The sequence below is a fragment of the Aequorivita capsosiphonis DSM 23843 genome (assembly GCF_000429125.1).
In the GTDB taxonomy this organism is placed as follows: Bacteria; Bacteroidota; Bacteroidia; order Flavobacteriales; family Flavobacteriaceae; genus Aequorivita; species Aequorivita capsosiphonis.
On sequence record NZ_AUBG01000012.1, the window covers coordinates 199,071 to 221,701 of the forward strand.

Sequence of the window (22,631 nt, forward strand, 5' to 3'; positions counted from 1 at the left end):
AAGCCCAAAAGGGGGAATTAGCACTTATTTAATTTACAGTAATGCGCACAACAAATCCTTCATTACTTCTGATATTAAATACGGTGTCATCTTCAAATATTAAGTATTGTCCTTTTATGCCTTTTAAAACACCTTCATAAAAGGGATTTTTTGTGAGGTTAAGGGATTTTGGTTTTTCGGGATATTTTAAAACTGGAAATTCTAAATTAGTTTCAGAGTTGTTTTCGAGATAATACTCGGCTGCCTCCGCAGGAATATATTGTTTTAGTTTGTTTCGCCATTCCACTAAATTCTCATCGGTTACATCATTTTTCAACATCGTGCGCCAATTGGTTTTGTCGCTCACGTGATCTTTTAATGCAACCTCAGTAATTCCGGCGAGATATCTGTTGGGCACCTCTACAATTTCAATGGCCTCGTGGGCTCCTTGGTCAATCCAGCGAGTGGGAACTTGCGTTTTACGTGTAACGCCCACTTTCACGCTACTGCTATTGGCTAAGTAAACGATATGTGGCTTTAACTGTACACTTTCTTCGTAGGCAAGATTGCGATCTTCTATACCTAAATGCGCTTTACTAAGCTCCGGATTTATGATCCAATCTGCAGCTTGAGGGATTTCAAAAAAACAATCATAACAAAAGCCCTGACGGTAAATTTTTTTCTGAAGACCACAATTTAAACACTGATATCTCAAAAAATTGATGCTCACCTTCTTCCCAAGCAACTGATTCATATTTAAAAAATCATTTTCGAAAACCAGATAATATTGAATTGGCGATCCGTTTTCAGTTTGCATTTTTTTTAGTACACCCTCGTAATTCATTAATTCAAAATTATTTATGCTGAAGAAGTTTCCAAAGAAACCCCCTTCAAGTCATCTCGTTACAAAATATTTAAAACCTGCCATTGCGAAGCAGGTCGTAATTATAAAATTGTCTATTTTTATAGCATAAAGATAGTAGAAAATTATGCCAATCCCCATTGTAAATTCCATTGCTTCGTGGTTTTTAAAAAAACGTTTTCATCAGATAGACCTTTTTTTGAAATACCCTATTGAAGTCCAGGAGGAACTTCTTTTCCATCTAATTCAAAAGGCGAAAAACACTGAAATTGGCCGTCAATATGATTTTGGAGGAATTAAAACATATCGTGAATTTGCCGAGCGCATCCCCATAACTACTTACGAGGAAAACGAGCCGATGATTGAACGCGCTCGAAGAGGGGAAAGCAATATCTTTTGGCCAACACCCATAAAATGGTTTGCAAAATCTAGCGGTACCACCAATGCAAAAAGTAAGTTTATTCCCGTTACCAATGATTCCTTAGAAGATTGTCACTATGCGGCCAGTAAGGATTTGCTGTGTATGTATCTTAACAATAATCCAAATGCTGAATTATTTCTTGGTAAAAGTTTACGGCTCGGCGGAAGTAAAAAGTTATACGAAGAAAACGGTACCGTATTCGGCGACTTATCTGCAATCTTGATTGATAACATGCCTTTTTGGGCTGAATTTAGCAGCACACCCAGCAATGAGGTTTCGCTTATGGGCGATTGGGAAACCAAAATGCAAGCAATCGTAAATGAGACTATTAAGGAAAATGTTACGAGTCTCGCTGGCGTGCCTTCTTGGATGTTGGTGTTGTTGAATAATGTTATGGAAACAACCGGAAAAGGAAACCTATTTGAAGTTTGGCCAAATTTGGAAGTATATTTTCACGGCGGCGTAAACTTTGACCCATATATTGATCAATACAACAAGTTATTGCCGAAAAGTGATTTTAGATATTACGAAATTTATAATGCTTCGGAAGGGTTCTTCGCAATCCAAGACAGAAACGACAGTAAAGAATTAATGCTGATGCTTGATTATGGCATTTTTTATGAATTTATTCCGATGGATGGTTATGGCACTCTTGAAGAAAAAGTTATTCCACTTAGTGAGGTGGAAGAAGGAAAAAACTATGCAGTAATCATCACCACCAATGCTGGTCTTTGGCGTTATAAAATTGGAGATACCGTTCGGTTTACCTCTACCAGTCCTTACCGAATAAAAGTTACAGGCCGAACAAAACACCACATCAACGTTTTTGGAGAGGAATTAATTATCGAAAATGCGGAAATTGCATTACGAAAAGCATCACAACTCACCAATGCTGAAATAGTAGATTACACTGCCGCACCCGTTTTTATGAACGGGCGGGAAAAAGGAGCACACGAATGGATTATTGAATTTAAATCTCCACCGCAGGATCTACAGGTTTTCACCCAACTTTTAGACACAGCTTTACAAGAAGTGAATAGCGATTACGAAGCGAAACGTTTTAACAATATCACATTAAATGTTCCAAAAATCCATCATGCTAGGGAACGACTCTTTTATGATTGGCTAAAAGAGAAAAATAAACTCGGTGGACAACATAAGGTACCTCGACTTTCAAACACAAGACATTTTTTAGAAGAGCTTTTGGAACTCAACAAGTAAAGGAATCTCATAAGTTTATCAGTGTAAGACTATTGAAAATAGACTTATAATTGATATTTTTAATATCGGGTAAGCTAGATTACTAATCTATCCGATAAAATTGTATCTTTGTGGTATGTGGAAAATAGACTTGACATATAGAGAACAACTTCAACCTAGCTTTGATAGGTTATTTGAAAAAAGGGATGCGCTTCAAAAACATAGGCCTTTATCTGGTGTAGCTTTGACAAAAATCAAGGAAACATTAGCTATTGAATGGACGTATAATAGCAACAGTATAGAAGGCAATACTTTAAGTTTACGCGAGACCCAGATGATTCTGCAAGAAGGTGTCACGATCTCAGGAAAGTCACTTAGAGAGCATTTTGAAGCTGTGAATCACCAAACAGCTTTGAAGTATCTTTATGAGTTGGTATCTAAAGACCGTTCAATTTCCGGCAAAGACATCCTTTCTTTGCACGCACTTGTTTTGCGAAATATTGAAGATGAGTTTGCAGGAAGGTTGCGAAACGCAGGCGTTAGGATCGCTGGCGCGAACTTCACACCGCCAAATGCAATGAAGGTATCTTCATTGGTAGATGAGCTCGTCGCCTTTGTAAATGAAAACCCTTTGGGCTTAAACATTATTGTACTGGCTACCGTATTCCATCATAAATTTGTTTGGATACATCCTTTTTTTGATGGTAATGGACGTACGGTACGTTTGGTAATGAATCTTTTATTAATGAAAGAAGGCTTCCCTCCCGCAATTATTTTAAAAAATGATCGCGCAAAATATTACGCAAGTCTGAATAGTGCCAATAAGGGAAATTATCAAAAATTGACTCTATTAATGTCACAAGCGCTGGAACGAACTCTTAATATTTATCTTTCAGCAATACCTGGAAATGATGCAGAATACACTGAAATCTCAAACCTTGTAAAAGAAGCAGATTTACCATATAGCCAGGAATACATAAGCTTGTTGGCGCGTCAAGGTAAAATTGATGCCCATAAAGAAGGTAGAAATTGGTTTACTACAAAAGAAGCTGTGGAAGAATACGTTAAAGCCCGCAAGCGAAAACAATAACTTGGTTTTACAGCAATTTAGATTACAATTTAAAAAGAGAAAGCCTCGGGGAATCCCCAAGGCTTTCTAATATAATTCATATTTCCTTAAGAAACTGCTTTTAACTTTTTAAGGGTAGACTTGTTTAGTTTTTCCTCAGCATAGTCTTTGGTTACTTCCACTGTTTTTTCATCAGTACCTGGCATTTCATACATTGCATCAGTCAGCACCGCTTCGCATAGGGAACGGAGGCCTCTTGCACCAAGCTTGTAATCAATGGCCTGTTCTACAACAAAGTCCAGTGCTTCTTCTGTAATTTCGAAATCTATTCCGTCCATTTCAAACAGTTTTTTATACTGTTTTATAATGGCGTTTTTCGGTTGCGTAAGAATTGCTCGCAATGTTTCTTTGTCCAGCGGATTCATATAGGTCAAAACAGGAAGACGTCCGATAATTTCAGGAATCAACCCGAAATCTTTTAAATCCTTCGGGATAATATATCGAAGCATATTGTCCTTTTCCATCTGGTTTTCCTTTAAAGAGGCTGTAAAGCCAACTGCTTGCATATTTAAACGTTTTGCAATATGACGTTCAATACCATCAAAGGCACCCCCTGCAATAAAAAGGATGTTTTCAGTATTTACTTCAATAAATTTTTGATCGGGATGTTTTCTTCCTCCTTTTGGCGGTACGTTAACTGTTGTTCCTTCCAAAAGCTTTAATAAAGCCTGCTGAACCCCTTCTCCACTAACATCTCGCGTTATGGAGGGATTATCGCTTTTACGGGCAATTTTATCAATTTCATCAATAAAAACAATTCCGTTTTCTGCTTTTTCTAAGTTATAATCTGCAGCTTGAAGCAAACGCGTTAAAATACTTTCAACGTCTTCCCCTACATAACCAGCTTCAGTTAAAACGGTAGCATCTACAATGGCCAATGGCACATTCAACATTTTTGCAATGGTTTTTGCAATTAAGGTTTTTCCTGTTCCCGTTTGACCAACGATTATGATATTACTCTTTTGTATTTCAATATCGTCATCACTCTTTGGCTGTAGCAATCTTTTATAGTGATTGTAAACTGCAACTGACATAACCTTTTTGGTAAACTCCTGACCAATTACATATTCATCCAAAAATGCTTTAATAAGCTTAGGCTTCTTCAGCATTAAATCTTTGGATATTTCACTATTGTCGGCATGTAGGGCTTCCTCGACTACAATTCCGTGAGCCTGTTCAATGCAACGGTCACAAATGTGGGCGTCCAAGCCTGCAATTAGCAGATTGGTCTCCGACTTTTTGCGGCCGCAAAAGGAACATTCTAAATCTTCTTTCGACATATTATTCTTTTTCAAAAAAATCAATTTAAATTATTAGCAAAATGGACGTAGGACTCATGCTATTTGATAAAGCAATTATTTTCAAATGGCAAATTTATTTGTCTTACCTCTTAGGTATTACTGTCCTTTGTTCCATATAAATTTCTGAACTAACAGTTAGTATTATTTAATTTCGTGTCAATATTTCATCAATCATTCCGTATTCCACGGCGCGATCTGCTTTCATCCAATAATCGCGATCGCTGTCCTCATAAACCTTTTCATAGGTTTGCCCAGTATGCTTTGAAATTATTTTATAAAGCTCTTCTTTTAAAGTGATTATTTCACGGGCAGTTATTTCAATATCGCTTGCTTGACCTTGAGCACCACCCAAAGGTTGGTGGATCATAACACGCGAGTGCGTTAAACCACTGCGTTTTCCCTTTTCACCTGCACATAAAAGTACAGCTGCCATGGAAGCGGCCATTCCGGTACAGATAGTGGCAACGTCCGGTTTAATGAATTGCATGGTATCGTAAATCCCAAGACCTGCATATACACTTCCTCCAGGAGAATTGATATAAATTTGAATATCGCGTGCCGCATCGGTACTTGCCAAAAATAATAATTGAGCCTGTACAATGTTTGCAACTTGATCATTGATTCCGGTACCGAGGAATATAATTCGATCCATCATCAAACGTGAAAACACATCCATCGCCACGGCATTCATTTGGCGTTCTTCAATAATGTTGGGTGTCAAGTTTGTGGGATTCATGCTGCTTATGATTTTATCATAATACATATCATTTACACCTTGATCTTTTATAGCAAATTTTCTAAATTCGTTACTGTAGTCCATAAATATCTTTAATTTTCTTTTTTAATAGGCTCGAAGATTCACTTCGAAAATTTTTATTTAGCTCCACTTTTCAGGGGAATGAAAAAGGCGTTAAATCAAAATAATTCAACGCCTAAAGATAACTATTTCCGCGCTTAATTAAGCGTAGGCATCCTTAATGAATTTATCATAAGTAATCTCCTTAGTCTTCAATTTAGCATTTTCCTTAAAATAATTAAGAAGTTTAGCCGTATTTAATTGTTCATTTAGGCGCTCCACTTCTTCTCTATTAGAAAGAATACGTGCTGCAATCGACTCCAATTCCTCTTCAGAAGGATCTGTTTGTCCAAATTGGGCCATTTGCCCTTTTATCATGTTTTTTGAATAGTCTTTCAACTCATCAAAAGTAACTTGTAGGTTATTTTCGGTGCGAAGCTTTCCTTCTATCAACTGGTAGCGAAGTCCCTTTTCACTTCTTTCATATTCCGCTTTTGCATCTTCTTCTGAAAGTCTTTTTTCACCACTCATTGCAATCCAACGTTGTAAAAACTCCTTTGGAAGATCAAATTTCGTGTTTTCGATTAAAGATTCAACCACATCATTAAGCAATTTTTGATCACTTTGTTGTGCAAATTGCCCTTCTGCATCTTCTTTAATTTTCGCTTTTAATTCTTCTTCGGAAGTAACGGCAGCTTCCCCAAAAAGCTTGTCGTAAAGCTCTTGGTCGAGTTCAGCCATTTCACGCTGGTTCACTTCCTCTATTTTTAAAGAAACCTCGATATCCAAACCGTGTGCATCCTCGTGTTCAACACCAAAATGCTTTTGATTGTCGTGATCATCAGCGAACATACCTTTTGTTTTTAAAGTAACAGTATCGCCAACTTTTGCGCCAAGCAAGCTATCAAGTTGCTTTTTCCCTTTAATTTCTTCGGTAGTAAAAGTGGTTTTCTTTTCGATTTCCTTTCCTTCCATATCGGCGGGCAAATTAGAAGAAGTAAAAGTTCCAGTGATTTCATCACCTTTCTCAACTTTATCTTTAGAAGTCAATTTCCCGTATTGCTTGCGAATGGTCTTAACTTGGTTGTTAAGCATTTCATCGTCCGCAACAATTTTATATTGTGTAATTTCTTTTCCTTTTACGTCTACATCGAAATCGGGAGCAAGACCTAGATCAAATTCAAAAGAATAATCATCAGCATCCCAATTGATTTCTGATTCATTCTTCGGAAGTGGATTTCCAAGAACATTTAATTTCTCTTCGGTAAGATATTTTTGAAGTGCTTCTTGTAAAACTTTATTTACTTCTTCCACTAAAACTGACTTTCCGTATTGTTTTTTGACCATTCCCATTGGGATATGTCCTTTCCTAAAACCTGGGATATTAGCGGTTTTCCTATAATTATTCAGTACTTTTTCTACGTTACCAGAATAATCGTCTTTTGATATTTCCACTGTAAGAACAGCGTTCAATTTATCAATGTCTTTTTTTGTAATGTTCATGTTTTCGTTTCTGAATTTCGGGATGCAAAAATACGTATTTTTTGCCTAATCCAAAAAACATTCACAAGGTGTTATGATTAAAAGACTTATGATCACTTCCTTCTTCTCCAAATCACGAAGTTGCTAAAGGCTTTAAAAGGCATTAATGAAGACAACAATTGGCTCCAAAAGCCATAAAGTTAGAGGTGCAAGCAGTTGCTAAATAATGTGCAAGCTAAGCAACTTCTCCTGCAAAACACGCTTGCCATCAGTGTCTTGACTAAAATTTGCCACGAATAGCATAAAATTTACAAATCCCATCATTGGTTATAAACAGACAGGTTATCCGCATTTTTTTAATTTCACAATGTAACAGACTTTAGGTCTTATTTTTCTTCCGGTAAAAGTGAAAATAGTACGGACTGAAAAAGAGATAGCAATAAGCTAAAAAGAAGTGCCCACCAGATGCTTGCAACTTCAAAACCACCTACAAAGTACCCTGCCATTAAAATTATAATTGCGTTGATTATAAGTAGAAAAAGTCCGAAAGTAAGTATCGTTACCGGTAAGGTTAAAATTATCAAAATGGGCTTTACGATCAATCTTAACAATGCAATTACAATCGCAACGATAACCGCCGAACCATAACTTTCAACCGCGACGCCAGATAGAATTTCGGATAAAACAACAACGGCTAAAGCGGTGAGCAATAATTTTATTATTAGTTTCATTTTTTTTTAGATGTTAAATGTGAGAGTTGAGATGGGTGCTAAAAATAAATTAGTTGTCAATTCAAAAAGCTACAAATTTAAAGATAAAGATAAAAAAAACCGTCCCCAAACGGGAACGGCTTTTAAACACACTTAATTTCTAAATATTAATTGTTTGTTAGTGTAATCGTACCATAGTTACCGATGTTCACCTTTGGGATTGTTGCGTCATACGTGTTATTTATAGCCTGAATAATCATATTTGCGGTATATGCATATCCTCTTGGTGTTGGGTGCACTCCGTCTAAAGAGAAAGCCCCCCCGGTTACAAACTGTGAAGTTAAGATACCAGCATCAAAAGGAATTCCGCCGTTAGACAATTTTGCCAATTCTGACTTCGCATCAACATAGGCAAGACCTTTTGCTGCCGCTAATCCTTGGATTGTTGCATTATATGCCATACTTGCAGTAGTTATACGTGCCTGTTCAGTTTTAGACAATACAAATTCATCGCCTAATGGAATACTAACCCCCACAACTCCTTGCGGATTGTTAGGATCTGGAGTAGAACCCAATTCAGAAGAAGCCGTCAATACAATTAGATCATCAGCCTTCACTTGTCGTAGCTTCCCTAATAAAGCTGCCGTAGAAGCAGGAAGACTAAATGGAGGTCCTTGTAAAATATCAGTAAGATCTGTTAAATCTTTATCAGCGGTAATTGGAAAGTTTTGACCTGCAGTAAAGTTAAGCATACGAAATGCAGCTTCTTCTGGAGATATTACACCCATACCGGCTAAGCCTGGCAATATTTGCGTGTTATATGCAGCAAACTGAGCATTAAGTGCTCCAGCAGTTGCAGCATCCAATGGTATTGCTTTGGTAGGCACTGTTGTAAAGTAAGGTATTGAAGTTACTTCAGGAATATTTACCAAAACACCTTTGGCACCTTGACCGGCTAAAATTTCTACTTGTGTACTATAAACCGATGCGAAAACATTTGGATCTGTAATGTCGTTTTCGCCATAAGTTGAAGGATCTAAATTTCCCGTTTGATCAACTCCAGAACCACCAGAGGTAGCATAACTTAAAATATCATTGTTTCCAATCCAAAGACTGAAAAATGAAGCACCTTGGTTAGAGGCATCCACAATAACAGTTGTACTTTCATTACTAGCAAATCTTGCAAAGTAAGGGTTCGCAGTACCCGTAGCTACTCCGGCAACATTACCATAACCTGGAGCTACTAAATGAAAGCTCTTCGCTCCTGGAACGCCCATATTATTAAATGGGCCTGTCAATTTATTGGTGATGTCTGTTGTAGGAGTTCCTACCAATCTCACGGGTCCTGGGTTTCCATCGGGACCAACAGCAAGAACAAATCTGTTTTCAGTAATTTGGTTACCGCCTAAAAGCAATCCACCAATATTATCGTTCATCAAAGGTTGTGTAAACTCACCACCACCGGCAAAACCAAATTGTTGTGCCATAATGTTAGGATAGCTATTTTCCTGTCCTGTAATATAAAGTGCACCACTTGCATATCCTGCAGTTAAAGAGTTTCCAACAGCAACATATTTTGAAAGGTCTGCCGTGCCGCTACTGTAAAACCCGCTTTCGGTTACAGGGCTGTCAAATTCAGGTTCGCAGCTTACGAAGCCTAAAGCTATAACCGCGAATGTATATTTTAGTATATTTTTCATCTTTCTGATTTTTTTTCAATTATAGTTTATAAGTAAGCCCCAATCCAGGAATTAATGCATTGGTTTTATAAGTTCCCTTAAATGGAACCGCAATCCCGTCTTCATAATAATAGTTATAAGAAGCATTAATTTCTTTAAAGTGTGAATAAAGGAAAGAAGCATCTATTTGTAAGTGCTTACCTATGTTCATTGTTAAGCCTGCCGTAAAGTTATTACTGTCATTTCGAGGGGTTTCAGGCGCAAAATAGCCTTCTCTAACTGGCGATTCATCAAAGTAATAACCTGCTCTTAAGGTAAACATTTTTGTAGCGTCATATTGTAATCCAAAACGATATGTAGATGAGTTCTTGTAATTACGAGGGTTTTTGGAATCTGGAATTGCTGGATTGGCAAAATCTATATCTAATGATTTGTATGCATCCCAAAAAGTACGGTTGAAATCAAAAGCAAACAACCATTTCTCGCAGAAATCGTAGGACAAACCAACGGTCATTTCCGCAGGCAATGGCATTGAAGCATCAATACTTGTATTCTCAAAAGGAGTTAATGGTGAGTTTGGAATGTTTTCAAAAGTCGCATCTCCATCTTCTGCTTCTAAAACCATTTCCGAACGGTACGTAGCACCCATTCGAAACTTATCTGTAAAATTAAACATGGTGCTCGCTACCCAACCCCAGCCAGTTACGCCACTAGCGTCAATAGTTACATTCGAACGATTTCCATCAAGATCTGTAAGAGTTCGATTTAGGTTTCTGTTAAAGTTTACAGAACCATTTACGTAAATAGGTCCACCACCAAAACTCAACTTATCGCTTACCTTAAAGGAAACTGTTGGCTGAACATATATTGCCTGCAGTTCAATTTTATTTACCAAGTGAGAACCTACCCAGTCTTTTTCATACTCTACCGTACTACCGTAAGGAGTATATATCCCTAAACCAACGGACAACCAGTCTGTTGCTTGATAAGCGGCATATAGATAGAAAGGTGTCCCTAAAAGACTTTTGGTTCGGTCGTTTGCACCGGTCATTGGATCTTGGTATGCGATGCTAGCAAAAACACCGTGAACACCAGCAGAGACACTAAATTTATCTTCCGAAAAAACCATTGCGGCTGGATTAAAAAATACCGATTCACTATTTACAACCGCAACACCCGTATGGCCCATGGCCAGTGCTTTATTACCCTGCAAACTTACGCGGTAACCTCCTGCATAAGTAACCGCGCTCGCAAGTGCAAATACGGCAAGTACTAATACTTTCTTCATAATTTTTTATTTATTTGAGTTAATTTCTTAGATTTAAATTGTTGAAGGAATCTGATACTATAATACTATTTATTATGCATGCATAATAAATAGTATTACAATATTATAAAAAATTCATAACATTATCATAAAATTCTTCGGGATTTTCTGCGTGAAGCCAATGTCCCGCCTTTGAGATGGTTCGGATTTTAGCTTTTGGGAAATGTTTTTTTATCAAAAGTTCATCCATAGGTTCCATATACCCACTTTTTTCGCCTCCAAGAAAAAGCGTAGCTCCATCAAAAACAGCATCTTCTTGTAGTGCTCGCCCTACTTCTTCAATTTTTTCCGAAAGAATAGGTAAGTTTATACGAAGACCGTATTCACTTTTATTTTTACGGTAAAGATTTTTAAGAAGAAATAATCGAGTGCCTTTATCTTTTATATATTCTGAAAGTATAGCTTGCGCTTCGCCTCGAGATTTAATTTTTGCGAAATCCATTGCTGAAAGCGCTTTTAGAATATCCTGATGGTGTGGCGGATAAGCCTTCGGCCCAATATCCGCAATGATAAGCTTTGAGACCATATTGGGATAAGTTACGGCAAATTGCATCGCGACTTTTCCACCCATAGAATGACCCAGCAGAACAATATCTTTTAATTCGTGTTCGTCACAATAATTTTTTACATCTTCAGCCATTATTTCATACGAAAATACATCACTGTGAAAACTCCGGCCGTGATTGCGCTGGTCTAAAAGGTGTACTTCATAGCCATCTTCAGCCCATCGGTTGCCGAGGGTTTTCCAGTTGTCGCTCATACCGAGGAAACCGTGAAGGATTATGAAAGCTTGGCCATTGCCGAATATTTGGGAGTGAAGTATCATATTATAGGGGAGTTTTTGGGAAAAAGTTATTTTCCATAATGATATCGGCAAGCTGCAATCAGCAAAGATTCACTTTCATATTTATAAACTAACCGATGTTCGTGGGTTATACGTCTTGACCAATATCCTTGTAAATCGCCTTTCAGAGCTTCAGGTTTTCCAATACCTTCAAATGGGGTTCGCATTGCGCTTTTAATTAATTCATTAATGCGTTTCACAATTTTTTTATCCGCTTTTTGCCAATATAGATAATCTTCCCAAGCAACTTTGGCCCAAGTGAGTTTCATTATTTTTCAATTAAATCTTTTTGAATACCGTCACCTGCTTCTAGTTCTTTAATGGAGTTTAACAAAACATCTCTATTCTTTCCTGTTAAAAGATAGGCCGTTTCCTTTAATGAATTGTACTCATCCAATGAAATCAGAACTAAGTCTTTTCCGCCTTTTCGTTTGATAACAATATCTGTGAGATCATTGACGGCACGATCAAACCAATGTTTTAGGTTTGATCTAAATTCAGTATAATTTATAGTTTCCATTTAACAAATATAGTCAAAAAGTACTTAGTTCCGTACTTAAGTTATAAAGCAAAAACATTATGCAAGCTTTCTTAAATATCCCACAACAACTTTCTCCAACCCATCATAAAGCGCTTCGCTAATAAGTGCATGCCCAATGCTAACCTCCAAAAGGTTCGGGATGTTTTCCTTAAAAAACTTAATATTTTCTAGTGAAAGATCATGGCCTGCATTGATTCCAATATTCAGTTTGTTGGCAAGAATCGCACATGCAGTATATGGCTTTATGGCTTCTTTGTTTCCCAATTCATATTGGTCGGCAAATTCTTCGGTGTATAGCTCAATTCTATCTGTTCCGGTTTCGGCAGCGCCTTCAATCATTTTTAAGGTTGGATCTACAAATATGGAAGTGCGTATTCCATTTCGTTTAAATTCAGAAATAACTTCCTTTAAATAATCTTTGTGTTTTACGGTATCCCAGCCTGCGTTGGAGGTAATCGCATTTACCGCGTCTGGAACAAGAGTAACCTGCGTGGGCTTTATCTCTAAAACCATTTTCGTGAAATTATCCATTGGGTTTCCTTCGATATTGTATTCTGTGGAAACAATAGATTTTAAATCATACGCATCTTGATATCGAATATGGCGTTCGTCGGGTCTAGGATGAATTGTAATTCCTTGTGCCCCAAATCTCTGTAAATCCTTTGCGACTTTTAAAAGATCAGGCACATTCCCTCCACGGGCGTTTCGCAACGTGGCTATTTTATTTATGTTTACGCTTAGTTTTGTCATATTATCTTCTTAATTCGGGATTTGTTGATTCGCTAAAAACCCCACCTCTCCGATAGGTAAAAGGATTTTTAACAAAAATACAAACCTTCAAGATGTGAACGAACCTTTATTTTAAGTAATTTGCGTTAAAAATAATTTGTGATGGAAACCCTTAATTATATAATTAACGATATTGAGCCTTTTGACGTTTCAACAAAGATTAAAGACGTACAAATTGTTTTCAATCAGCTTACCTATTCACACGTACCCGTGGAAAAAGATGGACATTTTGCAGGCTGTGTTTCCGAAAATGACGCTTATTGTTTTGACAACAACAAAACTTTAGCAGATTTTCAATATGCCTTAGAGCCTTTTCACGTGCTGGAAGACACCAACTGGTTGGATATTCTGGAAGCTTTTGCGTTAAACAAAACTAACATTATGCCCGTTTTGGGAAGGGAAAATAAATATTTGGGATATTATGAATTGGGTGATATTATGAGTTTTTTCAACAATACGCCTTTTTTGAATGAAACTGGTGGAATCATTGTAGTCCAAAAAGGACTTCAAGATTATTCTTTTAGCGAGGTTTGCCAAATTGTAGAATCTAATGGAACAAGGATTTTTGGCGTATTCATTTCAAAAATGACGGATGAAAACGTGCAACTCACCGTAAAAGTTGGACATACCGCAATGAACAGCATTGTTCAAACTTTTAGAAGATATAACTACAATGTGATAAGCCATCACGAAGAAGACAAATTTTTAGAAGACCTAAAGGAACGCTCGGAATACTTGGACAAATACCTTAACATCTAAGTGGTCAGTGGTCAGTGGTCAGTAAAATAAAAAAATAAAAAGAGCAATAGCATCAACTTTTAGTGAAATGAAAATAGGAATTTACGGACAATTTTATCACGAAAACGCGGAAATCTATATCCAGATGTTATTGGATGCGCTTCAAAAGCGAGCTGCAGAAGTGCTTATAGAAGAAAATTTTCTTGAAATTATAAACCGAAATCAAGATATCACGAAAAACTTTTCGAATTGCTCCACTTTTACAAAATTGGACAAAAGCTTCGATCTATTTTTTAGTATTGGTGGAGACGGAACTATTTTGAAAGCTGTTACCTTTGTTAGAGACCTTGGCATCCCAATTGTTGGTATTAATACTGGAAGGCTTGGTTTTTTAGCAACAATTCAGAAAGAAGAAATGACTGAAAGTCTCAATCAAATTCTTGAAGGTGAGTATGCTATTTCTGAAAGGACTTTGCTCACGGTAGAAACCGTTCCAAAGAGTGATGAAATACAATCGCTAAGTTTCGCATTAAATGAGGTTGCCGTTAATAGACGTAATACTACTTCTATGATAAAAGTGGAAACCTTGGTAAACGACAAACATCTTACTTCTTACTGGTCTGACGGTTTAATTGTTGCAACTCCCACAGGATCTACAGGTTATTCCCTAAGTTGCGGAGGCCCGGTTATTGAACCACATACCAATGCTTTTGTAATTACCCCAATCGCTCCGCACAATTTAAACGCTCGTCCGTTGGTAATTCCCGATTCCAGTATAATCACTTTGAAAGTTTCTGGACGTGAAAATAGCTTTTTGGCATCCATGGACTCCAGAATCGCCACCTTGGAAGACGAGACGAGTATTATTATAAAAAAAGCTCCTTTCACAATAAAGCTACTTCAACTAAATGACGATAGTTTTATAAAAACCCTTCGCAAAAAACTCTTGTGGGGCGAAGACAAGAGGAACTGACAAAGCACCAACTTCTATTTTTTATATTGAATAGTTTAATTAACTTGTCATAAACTAGTTGCATATTCTCGATAAACAGACAATAAAATGCGTCAAAAATTGTTAATCAACAGAGACAATTGCGCTTAGAATTCTGTCAAGCCAAGTTTATTATTATATTTGCAAACTTTTAAAGTATATGAAGTATTTCGCAACTGCATTTTTAATACTCTTAACGGTATTATCGGTCCAATCACAAACCTATGAAGTAGGTGTAATGATTGGAGGCGCCAACTATATTGGTGACATAGGTAATACCTCCTACATTAACCCCAATGAACTAGCCTTAGGTGGAATCGTGAAATGGAATCGCAGCCCAAGACACTCTTTCAGAGCTTCATTTCTTTATGCTAAATTAGAGGGATCCGATTCAAAAAGTAATAACAGTCGCAGACAACAACGTGACTATTCATTTGAAAATTCAATAAAGGAGGTGTCCATAGGTTTAGAATATACGTTTTGGGATTATAATGTGCACAGCGGTGGAGCCATCTCTACACCCTATCTATACACGGGTCTAACTACCTTTATATACGATGATTCCGGCCAGCTAGATAAAGGCTTCGGACTCGGTATGGGCGATGGCACAACACCAAAAGAAAGCGTTCAAAACCAAATAACCTTTGCCATACCCATGGTTCTTGGCTATAAAGCTCGACTGACCCCAAATGCCTTTATGGGTTTTGAAATTGGCGCACGCTATACTTTTACCGACAATTTGGACGGCAGCAACCGCGCTACAAGAAAGAACAAGAATCCAACTGGACAATTTGGTAACATCAATAATAACGACTGGTATGTCTTTACAGGAATAACCCTTACTTTCGCGTTTGGTAGACTACCTTGTTATTGCGATTTTTAAAAAATATGACTTCTAAAGACACTATTGATAAAACTAAACTTCCACAACACCTAGCCATCATTATGGACGGCAACGGCCGTTGGGCGAAGCAAAAAGGTCTATTCAGGTCTATCGGTCATGAAAATGGAAGCAAAGCGGTTCGGGAAATCGTGGAAGGATGTGCCGAAATCGGAATTCCATTTTTAACGCTTTACGCCTTCTCTACAGAAAATTGGAATCGGCCTAAATTAGAAGTTGAATTGTTAATGAAACTTTTGGTATCCTCTTTAAAAAAAGAGATAAAGACTTTAACAAAGAACGACATCAAACTCAACGCTATTGGCAATCTCGATGCTTTGCCGAAAAAGGCACATAAGGAACTCCTTGACGTAATTGCTAAAACGAAGAATAACAAGAGAATGACCCTCACCCTAGCCCTAAGTTATGGTTCTAGGGAAGAAATAACAAAAACCATAAAAGAGATTAGTCTTAAAGTTAAAAATAACCTAATTTCGCCGCACGATATTGATGAAACGGTAATAAATAATCATCTTTACACGCAAAATTTACCAGATGTAGATTTATTGATCCGCACCAGTGGAGAACAGCGTATCAGCAACTTTCTGCTTTGGCAATTAGCATACGCCGAGCTGTATTTTACTGATACACTTTGGCCGGATTATACTAAAGACCATCTTTTTGAAGCAATATTAAATTATCAAAACAGAGAAAGAAGATTTGGAAAAACCAGTGAACAAATTAAAGAATAGTTCCCTATTGCATATTTACAGAAAATCTTATTGTATTATATTATTTACAATACTTTCCGTTTTTACACTACAGGCTCAGCAAAAAGAACTTGACAGCGGTCGAAAATACACCATAAACGAAATAACCGTTACTGGGGCGCAAAGCTTTAACGAGCAGACCGTCGTGGCATTTACTGGCCTTAAAAAAGGTGACAGAATCTATATTCCAGGTGAAAAACTAAGCCAAGTAACCAAAAAACTTTGGGAGCAAAACTTATTTAGCGATATCGCTTTCTATGTTACCAATATTGAAGGTGACAATGTAGATCTCGAACTTTATATCGTAGAGTTACCAAAACTTAATGAGGTAACTATTATGGGTGATGGTGTCCGTAAATCAAAAATAAAGGAAATAATTAAGGATAATGACCTTAAAGCAGGTAAGAAAATCACCGAAAATCTTGTAACGACAACAAAGAACTATGTTGAAAACAAATACAAGAAAAATGGTTTTTATAATACAACAGCAACCATTACCACTACTCCAGAGCTAGATTCTACCGGTGTTGAAGTTTCAAAAAACATGATAATTGCTGTTGAAAAGGGAAAACGGGTAAAGGTTAAAAAGATAAATTTTGAAGGAAACGAACAATTCAGCGACAGCAAGTTGCGTCGTTTTATGAAAAAAACAAAACAAAAAAACTTCTTCCGTGTTTGGAAACGCTCAAAATATACCGAAGAAGGCTTTGAAGAAGACAAAGAATCACTTCTTAAAAAATATAAAGCCAGCGGTTACCGAGACGCGAGAATCGTTAGTGATACTCTAAAAGTGCTCGACAAAAAGAACGTAGTGCTTGATCTTTCACTTGCCGAAGGAGATAAATATTATTTCGGAGAAATTAAATTTATTGGAAATAGTGTTTTTACCGATGGCCAATTGCGTCAAGTACTCGGAATTACTAAAGGAGACGTTTATAACGGCGTTATGCTCAAAGAACGTATTCAAGATGATTCTGCACCGGATGCCGAAGACATCACCAATCTTTACCAAAACAACGGTTATCTTGCTGCAAGAATAAACCCCGTTGAAGTGGCGGTAAGAAATGACACCATCGATTTTGAAATTAGGATCATGGAGCGTAACCTTTTCCATTTTGATCATGTTACAGTAGTAGGAAATGACCGCACGAACGACCATGTTGTTTACAGAGAATTAAGAACGCGTCCAGGTCAGGTATACAGCAAGCGTGATGTAGTAAGAACCATTCGTGAATTGGGACAACTAGGATTTTTTGACCCAGAACAACTTTCACCCAACTTCAAAAAGGTTGATGAAAACGCGGGACTTGTAGACCTTGAATATTCAGTAGTGGAAAAAGGTTCAAGCCAAATAGAACTTCAAGGAGGTTATGGCGGTGGAGGTTTTGTAGGAACACTTGGTCTTTCCTTCAACAACTTTTCTCTTCGCAATCTTTTCAACCTTAAGGCATACAAACCTCTTCCTATGGGTGACGGTCAAAAGCTATCGCTACGTGCCCAAGCGAGTGGATATTACCAAACCTATAGCCTATCACTTACCGAGCCTTGGTTGGGGGGAAGAAAGCCAGTACAGCTATCTACTTCGTTCTCCCATACTATTCAAAATTTTTACGATTACAACAATAGACGTGCAGACAAATCAAGAAGCTTTACAATTACAGGTGGGTCTGTTGGTTTAGCGAAAAAAGTGAAATGGCCTGATGATTATTTCGTATGGTCCAATGCCATTAGCTTTCAGCATTACAACTTGAATAATTATAATACAGGTTTATTTACATTTGGCGACGGTTACTCAAACAACCTAGCCTACACCGTAGGTATTAGTAGAAACAATACAGCAACCAACCCGATCTACCCTACATCAGGTTCTGAATTTAGTCTAACTGCTAAGTTAACTCCCCCTTTTTCTGCATTGAATAACGTAGATTATAAATCACTTAAGAACGAAAGAGCAGATCTTCTATTAGTTCCTAGCGATGCACCTAATTATGTAGATGCCAATAAAAGAATATCTGAAATTGATCAAGAGCGCTTCAAATGGTTAGAGTATTATAAGGTTAAGTTTAAAGGAACTTGGTACACAAGACTAATTGATAAACTCGTTCTTAGAACCAGTACTGAACTAGGATTTTTAGGAGCCTACAACAATGATCGTGGCGTACCTCCATTTGAAAGATTCTTTTTAGGTGGTGATGGTATGGGAGCTTATAGTTTAGATGGAAGGGAAGTGATTGCATTACGAGGTTACCCCAATCAATCACTATCTGATGGAGACGGAAGTACGATTTACAATAAATTTTCGTTAGAGGTAAGATATCCTGTAACATTAAAGCAGATGGCATCCATATATGTTCTTGGTTTTGTAGAGGGTGGAGGAGCTTATAATAAATTTAAGGATTACAATCCTTTTGAGCTTAAGCGTTCCGCTGGTGCAGGATTACGTATATTTATGCCAGCATTTGGGTTATTAGGTATCGATTTTGGATATGGATTTGATCCTGTTTTGGGCGGTAATGAACCCCATGGATGGAAAACAAGTTTTATAATTGGACAACAATTTTAAAACTTGGCACGATATTTTCTTAAACAACAACCAAATAATATGAAGACAAAAAAATTACTATTTCTCACACTTACTCTTTTTTGCTTCACCTTCATGGCAGAAGCACAACGTGGTGTTCGAATTGGATATATTGATATGGAATATATCTTGGAAAGTGTTCCCGAATACAAAGAAGCCTCCACACAGTTGGAAGGAAAAGTTCAACGTTGGAAAAAAGACATTGAAAAACGACAGAAAGAAATCGATCAAATGAAATTGAACCTTGCCAATGAACGGGTTCTATTAACTAAGGAATTGATTGATGAAAGAGAAGAGGAAATTCAAATTAAAGAAGACGAAATGCTTCAATATCAACAAGACCGTTTTGGTCCAAATGGTGATTTGATGATTCAAAGAAGGCAGTTAGTTCAGCCTATCCAAGATCAGGTTTTCAATATTGTTCAGGAAGTTGCCGAAAATAAAAAGTACGATTTCATATTTGATAAATCGGCAGATGTCGTGATGCTATTCGCAGCAAAAAGAAATGACGTAAGCGATTTGGTTCTTAGAAGTATTGAACGCGCAGGTAGAAGAGTTCAAGCTGAAAATAAAAAAGAAAAACGCGAAATAGAACAACGCGAAAAACTATCACTTGAAGAAGAAGGAGCAGTTACTGAAAGAGAACAAGCCATTCTAGACAAGAAAAAAGAACGTGAAGAGATAGTTGAAACTAAAAAGAACGAGCGCGAAGAAATGATGTCGCAGCGAAAAAAGGAACGTGATTCAATTAGAGCAGCGAAAAAAGCTGAATTTGAAGCACGTCGTCAACGTTTAATTGAGGAGCGGGAAAAAAGAAAAGACTCAATTCTAGATGCGCGTCAAAACCGAAAAAACACACCATAGGTTGAAGAATAAATTAAATTAATAATCAATAATTTTACACCTTTAAAACAACACTTAAATTAAATACACTTACAATGAAAAAAATGAAAACGTTATTAGTTGCAATGGTCCTTTTTGTGGGAGCTACAAGTTTTGTTAATGCCCAATCAAAGATTGCTCATATCAATGCACAAGAATTAATTGAAGCTATGCCAGAATACAAAGCAGCGCAAAGCCAGTTAGAAAAAGTGCAAAAAACGTACGATACAGAGATTAAGGCAATGGCCAAAGAACTTGACACCAAAATGAAACAATATGATGGCGAGGCGGCTGGAAAATCTGATGAAGAGAATCAAAAAAGAGTAGAAGAAGTTCAAGGAATGCAAAACAATATTCAGTCTTATAGACAGCAAGCCCTTCAGGACTTAGATAAAAAAAGAACAGACATCTTTAAGCCTATCCTTGAAAAAGCTCAAAGTACTATTCAAAAAGTTGCCAAGGCCGAGGGATATCAATACGTATTGGATTCCACTGTAGGCAGTGGTGTAATCCTTGCCGATGGAAAAGACCTTATGGCTGATGTTAAAAAAGAATTGGGAATGTAATTCTTTTTAAAACTTATTTTAAAAACTGTCACTTAATTAAGTGGCAGTTTTTTTTTGCCATAATTTGAACTTATTAGTTAAATTTACGAAATGGATAAAAATAGTCCAATAGGTGTTTTTGATTCGGGAGTTGGTGGCTCTTCAATATGGCAAGAGATCCATAAACTTTTACCATTTGAAAACTCCATCTACCTTGCAGATAGTAAAAATGCACCGTACGGAAATAAATCTGAAGCCGAAATAACCGCTCTTAGTATTAAAAACACCGAGAAACTTTTAGAACAAGGTTGTAAGATTATTGTAGTTGCTTGCAATACCGCCACAACAAATGCCATTGAAACCTTACGCGAAAATTATGAAATTCCAATAATTGGTATCGAACCAGCCATTAAACCAGCCGCGTTGCAAACCAACTCAAAGAGCATAGGTATTTTAGCCACAAAAGGAACGCTCAGTAGCGCGCTTTTTAGTAGAACAACTCAGGCATTCACAAAAGATATAAGTGTAGTGGAGATTATAGGAGAAGGACTGGTAACATTAATAGAAGCAGGAAAACTCGACAGTCCCGAAATGATTTCTCTGCTGAAAAAACATACCAAACCAATGATTGATGCAAATATTGATTTTTTGGTTTTGGGCTGTAGCCATTATCCTTATTTGATTCCTCAATTGCAAAAAATACTTCCTAAAAATGTAAAAATAATCGATTCTGGGGAAGCAGTTGCAAGACAGACAAAAATTGTTCTTCAAAGTTTAAACCTGCTACGCGAAGAAAACATAAAACCAAGGCTTCAGTTTTATACCAATGTAAAAACGAATACCTTAAGATTTCTTCTGAAGGATTATTCTGAAAGTATTTCCGTAAATAAAATTGAATTTTAATGAAACTATTGACTACCCAATAATCACTTCCTTTTATTTAAACCATTCCGAATACATCACATAATTATTCGCAATACGTTCAATTTCATCTTTAGAAAGTTCTGGACTAATGTCTTTTATTTTTTTTGCAGGAATCCCAGCATATATACTACCACTTTCAACTTTAGTATTTTTTGAGACCACTGCCCCCGCTGCTATTATCGTGTTGCTTTCAACGATACAATCATCCATAACGATACTTCCCATTCCTATGAGTACATTATCGTGAATCGTGCAGCCGTGAACTATTGCGTTATGCCCAATGGATACATTATTGCCAATAGTCGTGGGAGAAGTTTTATAAGTTGCATGAATCACCGCTCCATCCTGAACATTCACCTTATCTCCCATTTTTATAGAATGAACATCCCCGCGAATTACTGCATTGAACCATACACTACATTCACTCCCCATAACAACGTCACCAACAATGGTAGCATTTTCAGCGATAAAACAATCTTTAGGAATCTGTGGTTGTTTGCCATTTACACTTTTAATTATCATTTTCTACTTTTTAGATTTTGAAGATTAATATAAATAATTAATCAATAATAGGTGCATTAGATTCTTGATAAGAACAAATACCAACAAAAGGCTTATTTGGTATAGAAATAGTCTTTAAATCGAAAAACCTGAAGCATTAAATTGCATCAGGTTTTAATATTATTTTCAAAAACACATCAATTTATCCCAGGGCAGTTACATTGATACGGTTCCCCCCTTCCGCCAAAGTCATAACCCAGGGTAATCTGGTGGTAGCCGCCGTTATCGAACCTTACGTTGCCGCTCTGGTAGGAATAGGTATAGGCAAACAAAAAGTTCTTGTAGTTGATGCCCAGCACCGGGGTAATGTAATTAAGCTTCTGCCCCTTGGTCTCCATCCCGCTGCGATATTCGGCGCCGTCCAGGCTCCTTCGGTAGGAAAGCCCGCCCCAGAGCTCTCCGAAGTCCATTTTCCGATAGGCCTTAAAGTTGATGTCCACCGCCTGTTCCCCCATTCGTTCGCTCCACTGGAAAAGAAAGGAGGGCTCATAGCTCCAGTCCGCATCAAAGCTGCCAATGGCATAGGCCGCCGACAATAGGTACTTCCGCTGGTTGTTGGATTCATATTTCTCCGTGTAGATGGAACGGTTCTGGAAGATGATGTTCTTTACCGTAAAATGGGCCGAGAAGTCCAAAAAGTTATAGGATACCCCCGCATCCACATTAAAATAAGAGGTGCTCTGGACGATCCCCGCGATC

At 37.3% G+C, this 22,631-nt stretch carries 23 protein-coding genes; 10 read left to right on the forward strand and 13 right to left on the reverse strand.

Features of this window, described 5'->3' with window-relative positions:
* Nucleotides 1-28 precede the first annotated feature (28 nt).
* On the reverse strand, nucleotides 29-823 hold the full coding sequence (locus G440_RS0111260) for a DUF2797 domain-containing protein (RefSeq protein ID WP_026451402.1): 795 nt from the start codon (nucleotides 821-823) through the stop codon (nucleotides 29-31).
* Between the two features lie 145 nt (nucleotides 824-968).
* Between G440_RS0111260 and G440_RS0111265 the strand changes: the two genes are divergently transcribed.
* Both G440_RS0111265 and G440_RS0111270 read left to right on the forward strand, forming a co-directional pair.
* Nucleotides 969-2,483 carry a GH3 auxin-responsive promoter family protein gene (locus G440_RS0111265; RefSeq protein WP_026451403.1) on the forward strand — a complete coding sequence of 505 codons (1,515 nt, stop codon included), beginning with the start codon at nucleotides 969-971 and terminating at the stop codon, nucleotides 2,481-2,483.
* 115 nt (nucleotides 2,484-2,598) lie between these two features.
* Entirely contained in the window at nucleotides 2,599-3,552 is a 954-nt protein-coding gene (locus tag G440_RS0111270; RefSeq protein WP_026451404.1) for a Fic family protein, read from the forward strand.
* Between the two features lie 86 nt (nucleotides 3,553-3,638).
* On the opposite strand, the gene clpX is transcribed toward G440_RS0111270, so the two are convergent.
* The 10 genes from clpX to G440_RS0111325 all read right to left on the reverse strand — a co-directional run bounded on the left by clpX (nucleotide 3,639) and on the right by G440_RS0111325 (nucleotide 13,021).
* Complete coding sequence (clpX, locus tag G440_RS0111275; protein ID WP_026451405.1) at nucleotides 3,639-4,871, reverse strand: ATP-dependent Clp protease ATP-binding subunit ClpX; 1,233 nt, start codon at nucleotides 4,869-4,871, stop codon at nucleotides 3,639-3,641.
* A 166-nt stretch (nucleotides 4,872-5,037) separates the two neighbouring features.
* The gene (gene clpP / locus G440_RS0111280) at nucleotides 5,038-5,712 is read right to left on the reverse strand and encodes an ATP-dependent Clp endopeptidase proteolytic subunit ClpP (RefSeq protein ID WP_026451406.1); all 675 of its coding nucleotides are present in this window, start codon (nucleotides 5,710-5,712) and stop codon (nucleotides 5,038-5,040) included.
* A 138-nt stretch (nucleotides 5,713-5,850) separates the two neighbouring features.
* Nucleotides 5,851-7,191, reverse strand: coding sequence for a trigger factor (gene tig, locus G440_RS0111285; protein WP_026451407.1), 1,341 nt, complete (start codon nucleotides 7,189-7,191; stop codon nucleotides 5,851-5,853).
* Between the two features lie 365 nt (nucleotides 7,192-7,556).
* The gene (locus G440_RS0111290) at nucleotides 7,557-7,901 is read right to left on the reverse strand and encodes a phage holin family protein (protein ID WP_026451408.1); all 345 of its coding nucleotides are present in this window, start codon (nucleotides 7,899-7,901) and stop codon (nucleotides 7,557-7,559) included.
* A gap of 146 nt (nucleotides 7,902-8,047) precedes the next feature.
* Nucleotides 8,048-9,580 (reverse strand): SGNH/GDSL hydrolase family protein, encoded by a 1,533-nt coding sequence (locus G440_RS0111300; protein ID WP_026451409.1) that lies wholly within the window; start codon nucleotides 9,578-9,580, stop codon nucleotides 8,048-8,050.
* Nucleotides 9,581-9,599: 19 nt separating this feature from the next.
* On the reverse strand, nucleotides 9,600-10,847 hold the full coding sequence (locus G440_RS0111305; RefSeq protein WP_026451410.1) for an OmpP1/FadL family transporter: 1,248 nt from the start codon (nucleotides 10,845-10,847) through the stop codon (nucleotides 9,600-9,602).
* Between the two features lie 103 nt (nucleotides 10,848-10,950).
* A complete protein-coding gene (locus G440_RS0111310) occupies nucleotides 10,951-11,712 on the reverse strand; it encodes an alpha/beta fold hydrolase (RefSeq protein WP_026451411.1) in 762 nt (253 codons plus the stop codon).
* A 26-nt stretch (nucleotides 11,713-11,738) separates the two neighbouring features.
* Nucleotides 11,739-11,999 (reverse strand): Txe/YoeB family addiction module toxin, encoded by a 261-nt coding sequence (locus G440_RS0111315; RefSeq protein ID WP_026451412.1) that lies wholly within the window; start codon nucleotides 11,997-11,999, stop codon nucleotides 11,739-11,741.
* The gene (locus tag G440_RS0111320) at nucleotides 11,999-12,250 is read right to left on the reverse strand and encodes a type II toxin-antitoxin system Phd/YefM family antitoxin (RefSeq protein WP_026451413.1); all 252 of its coding nucleotides are present in this window, start codon (nucleotides 12,248-12,250) and stop codon (nucleotides 11,999-12,001) included. Before G440_RS0111320 ends, G440_RS0111315 begins: the two co-directional genes overlap by 1 nt.
* Nucleotides 12,251-12,307: 57 nt before the next feature.
* The gene (locus G440_RS0111325; RefSeq protein ID WP_026451414.1) at nucleotides 12,308-13,021 is read right to left on the reverse strand and encodes a pyridoxine 5'-phosphate synthase; all 714 of its coding nucleotides are present in this window, start codon (nucleotides 13,019-13,021) and stop codon (nucleotides 12,308-12,310) included.
* A gap of 141 nt (nucleotides 13,022-13,162) precedes the next feature.
* Here G440_RS0111325 and G440_RS0111330 point away from each other — a divergent pair, with 141 nt between their 5' ends.
* From G440_RS0111330 to murI, 8 genes are all read left to right on the forward strand, one after another.
* Nucleotides 13,163-13,819: a CBS domain-containing protein gene (locus G440_RS0111330; RefSeq protein ID WP_026451415.1), complete on the forward strand. Its 657-nt coding sequence runs from the start codon at nucleotides 13,163-13,165 to the stop codon at nucleotides 13,817-13,819.
* Nucleotides 13,820-13,886: 67 nt separating this feature from the next.
* Nucleotides 13,887-14,771, forward strand: a complete 885-nt coding sequence (locus G440_RS0111335; protein WP_026451416.1) for an NAD kinase — start codon at nucleotides 13,887-13,889, stop codon at nucleotides 14,769-14,771.
* 178 nt (nucleotides 14,772-14,949) lie between these two features.
* On the forward strand, nucleotides 14,950-15,672 hold the full coding sequence (gene porG, locus G440_RS0111340) for a type IX secretion system protein PorG (protein ID WP_026451417.1): 723 nt from the start codon (nucleotides 14,950-14,952) through the stop codon (nucleotides 15,670-15,672).
* A 5-nt stretch (nucleotides 15,673-15,677) separates the two neighbouring features.
* On the forward strand, nucleotides 15,678-16,421 hold the full coding sequence (locus G440_RS0111345) for an undecaprenyl pyrophosphate synthase (protein ID WP_026451418.1): 744 nt from the start codon (nucleotides 15,678-15,680) through the stop codon (nucleotides 16,419-16,421).
* A complete protein-coding gene (locus tag G440_RS0111350) occupies nucleotides 16,390-19,002 on the forward strand; it encodes a BamA/OMP85 family outer membrane protein (protein ID WP_245574853.1) in 2,613 nt (870 codons plus the stop codon). Before G440_RS0111345 ends, G440_RS0111350 begins: the two co-directional genes overlap by 32 nt.
* Before the next feature lie 39 nt (nucleotides 19,003-19,041).
* Nucleotides 19,042-19,884 carry an OmpH/Skp family outer membrane protein gene (locus G440_RS0111355; protein ID WP_026451420.1) on the forward strand — a complete coding sequence of 281 codons (843 nt, stop codon included), beginning with the start codon at nucleotides 19,042-19,044 and terminating at the stop codon, nucleotides 19,882-19,884.
* Between the two features lie 74 nt (nucleotides 19,885-19,958).
* Nucleotides 19,959-20,468, forward strand: coding sequence for an OmpH/Skp family outer membrane protein (locus G440_RS0111360; RefSeq protein WP_026451421.1), 510 nt, complete (start codon nucleotides 19,959-19,961; stop codon nucleotides 20,466-20,468).
* A gap of 90 nt (nucleotides 20,469-20,558) precedes the next feature.
* The gene (murI, locus tag G440_RS0111365) at nucleotides 20,559-21,350 is read left to right on the forward strand and encodes a glutamate racemase (RefSeq protein ID WP_026451422.1); all 792 of its coding nucleotides are present in this window, start codon (nucleotides 20,559-20,561) and stop codon (nucleotides 21,348-21,350) included.
* Nucleotides 21,351-21,383: 33 nt separating this feature from the next.
* Here murI and G440_RS0111370 read toward each other — a convergent pair whose 3' ends face one another.
* A complete protein-coding gene (locus tag G440_RS0111370) occupies nucleotides 21,384-21,893 on the reverse strand; it encodes a gamma carbonic anhydrase family protein (RefSeq protein WP_026451423.1) in 510 nt (169 codons plus the stop codon).
* Nucleotides 21,894-22,069: 176 nt separating this feature from the next.
* On the reverse strand, nucleotides 22,070-22,631 hold a 562-nt coding region (locus G440_RS20975; RefSeq protein ID WP_157417946.1), incomplete at its 5' end, for a type IX secretion system membrane protein PorP/SprF.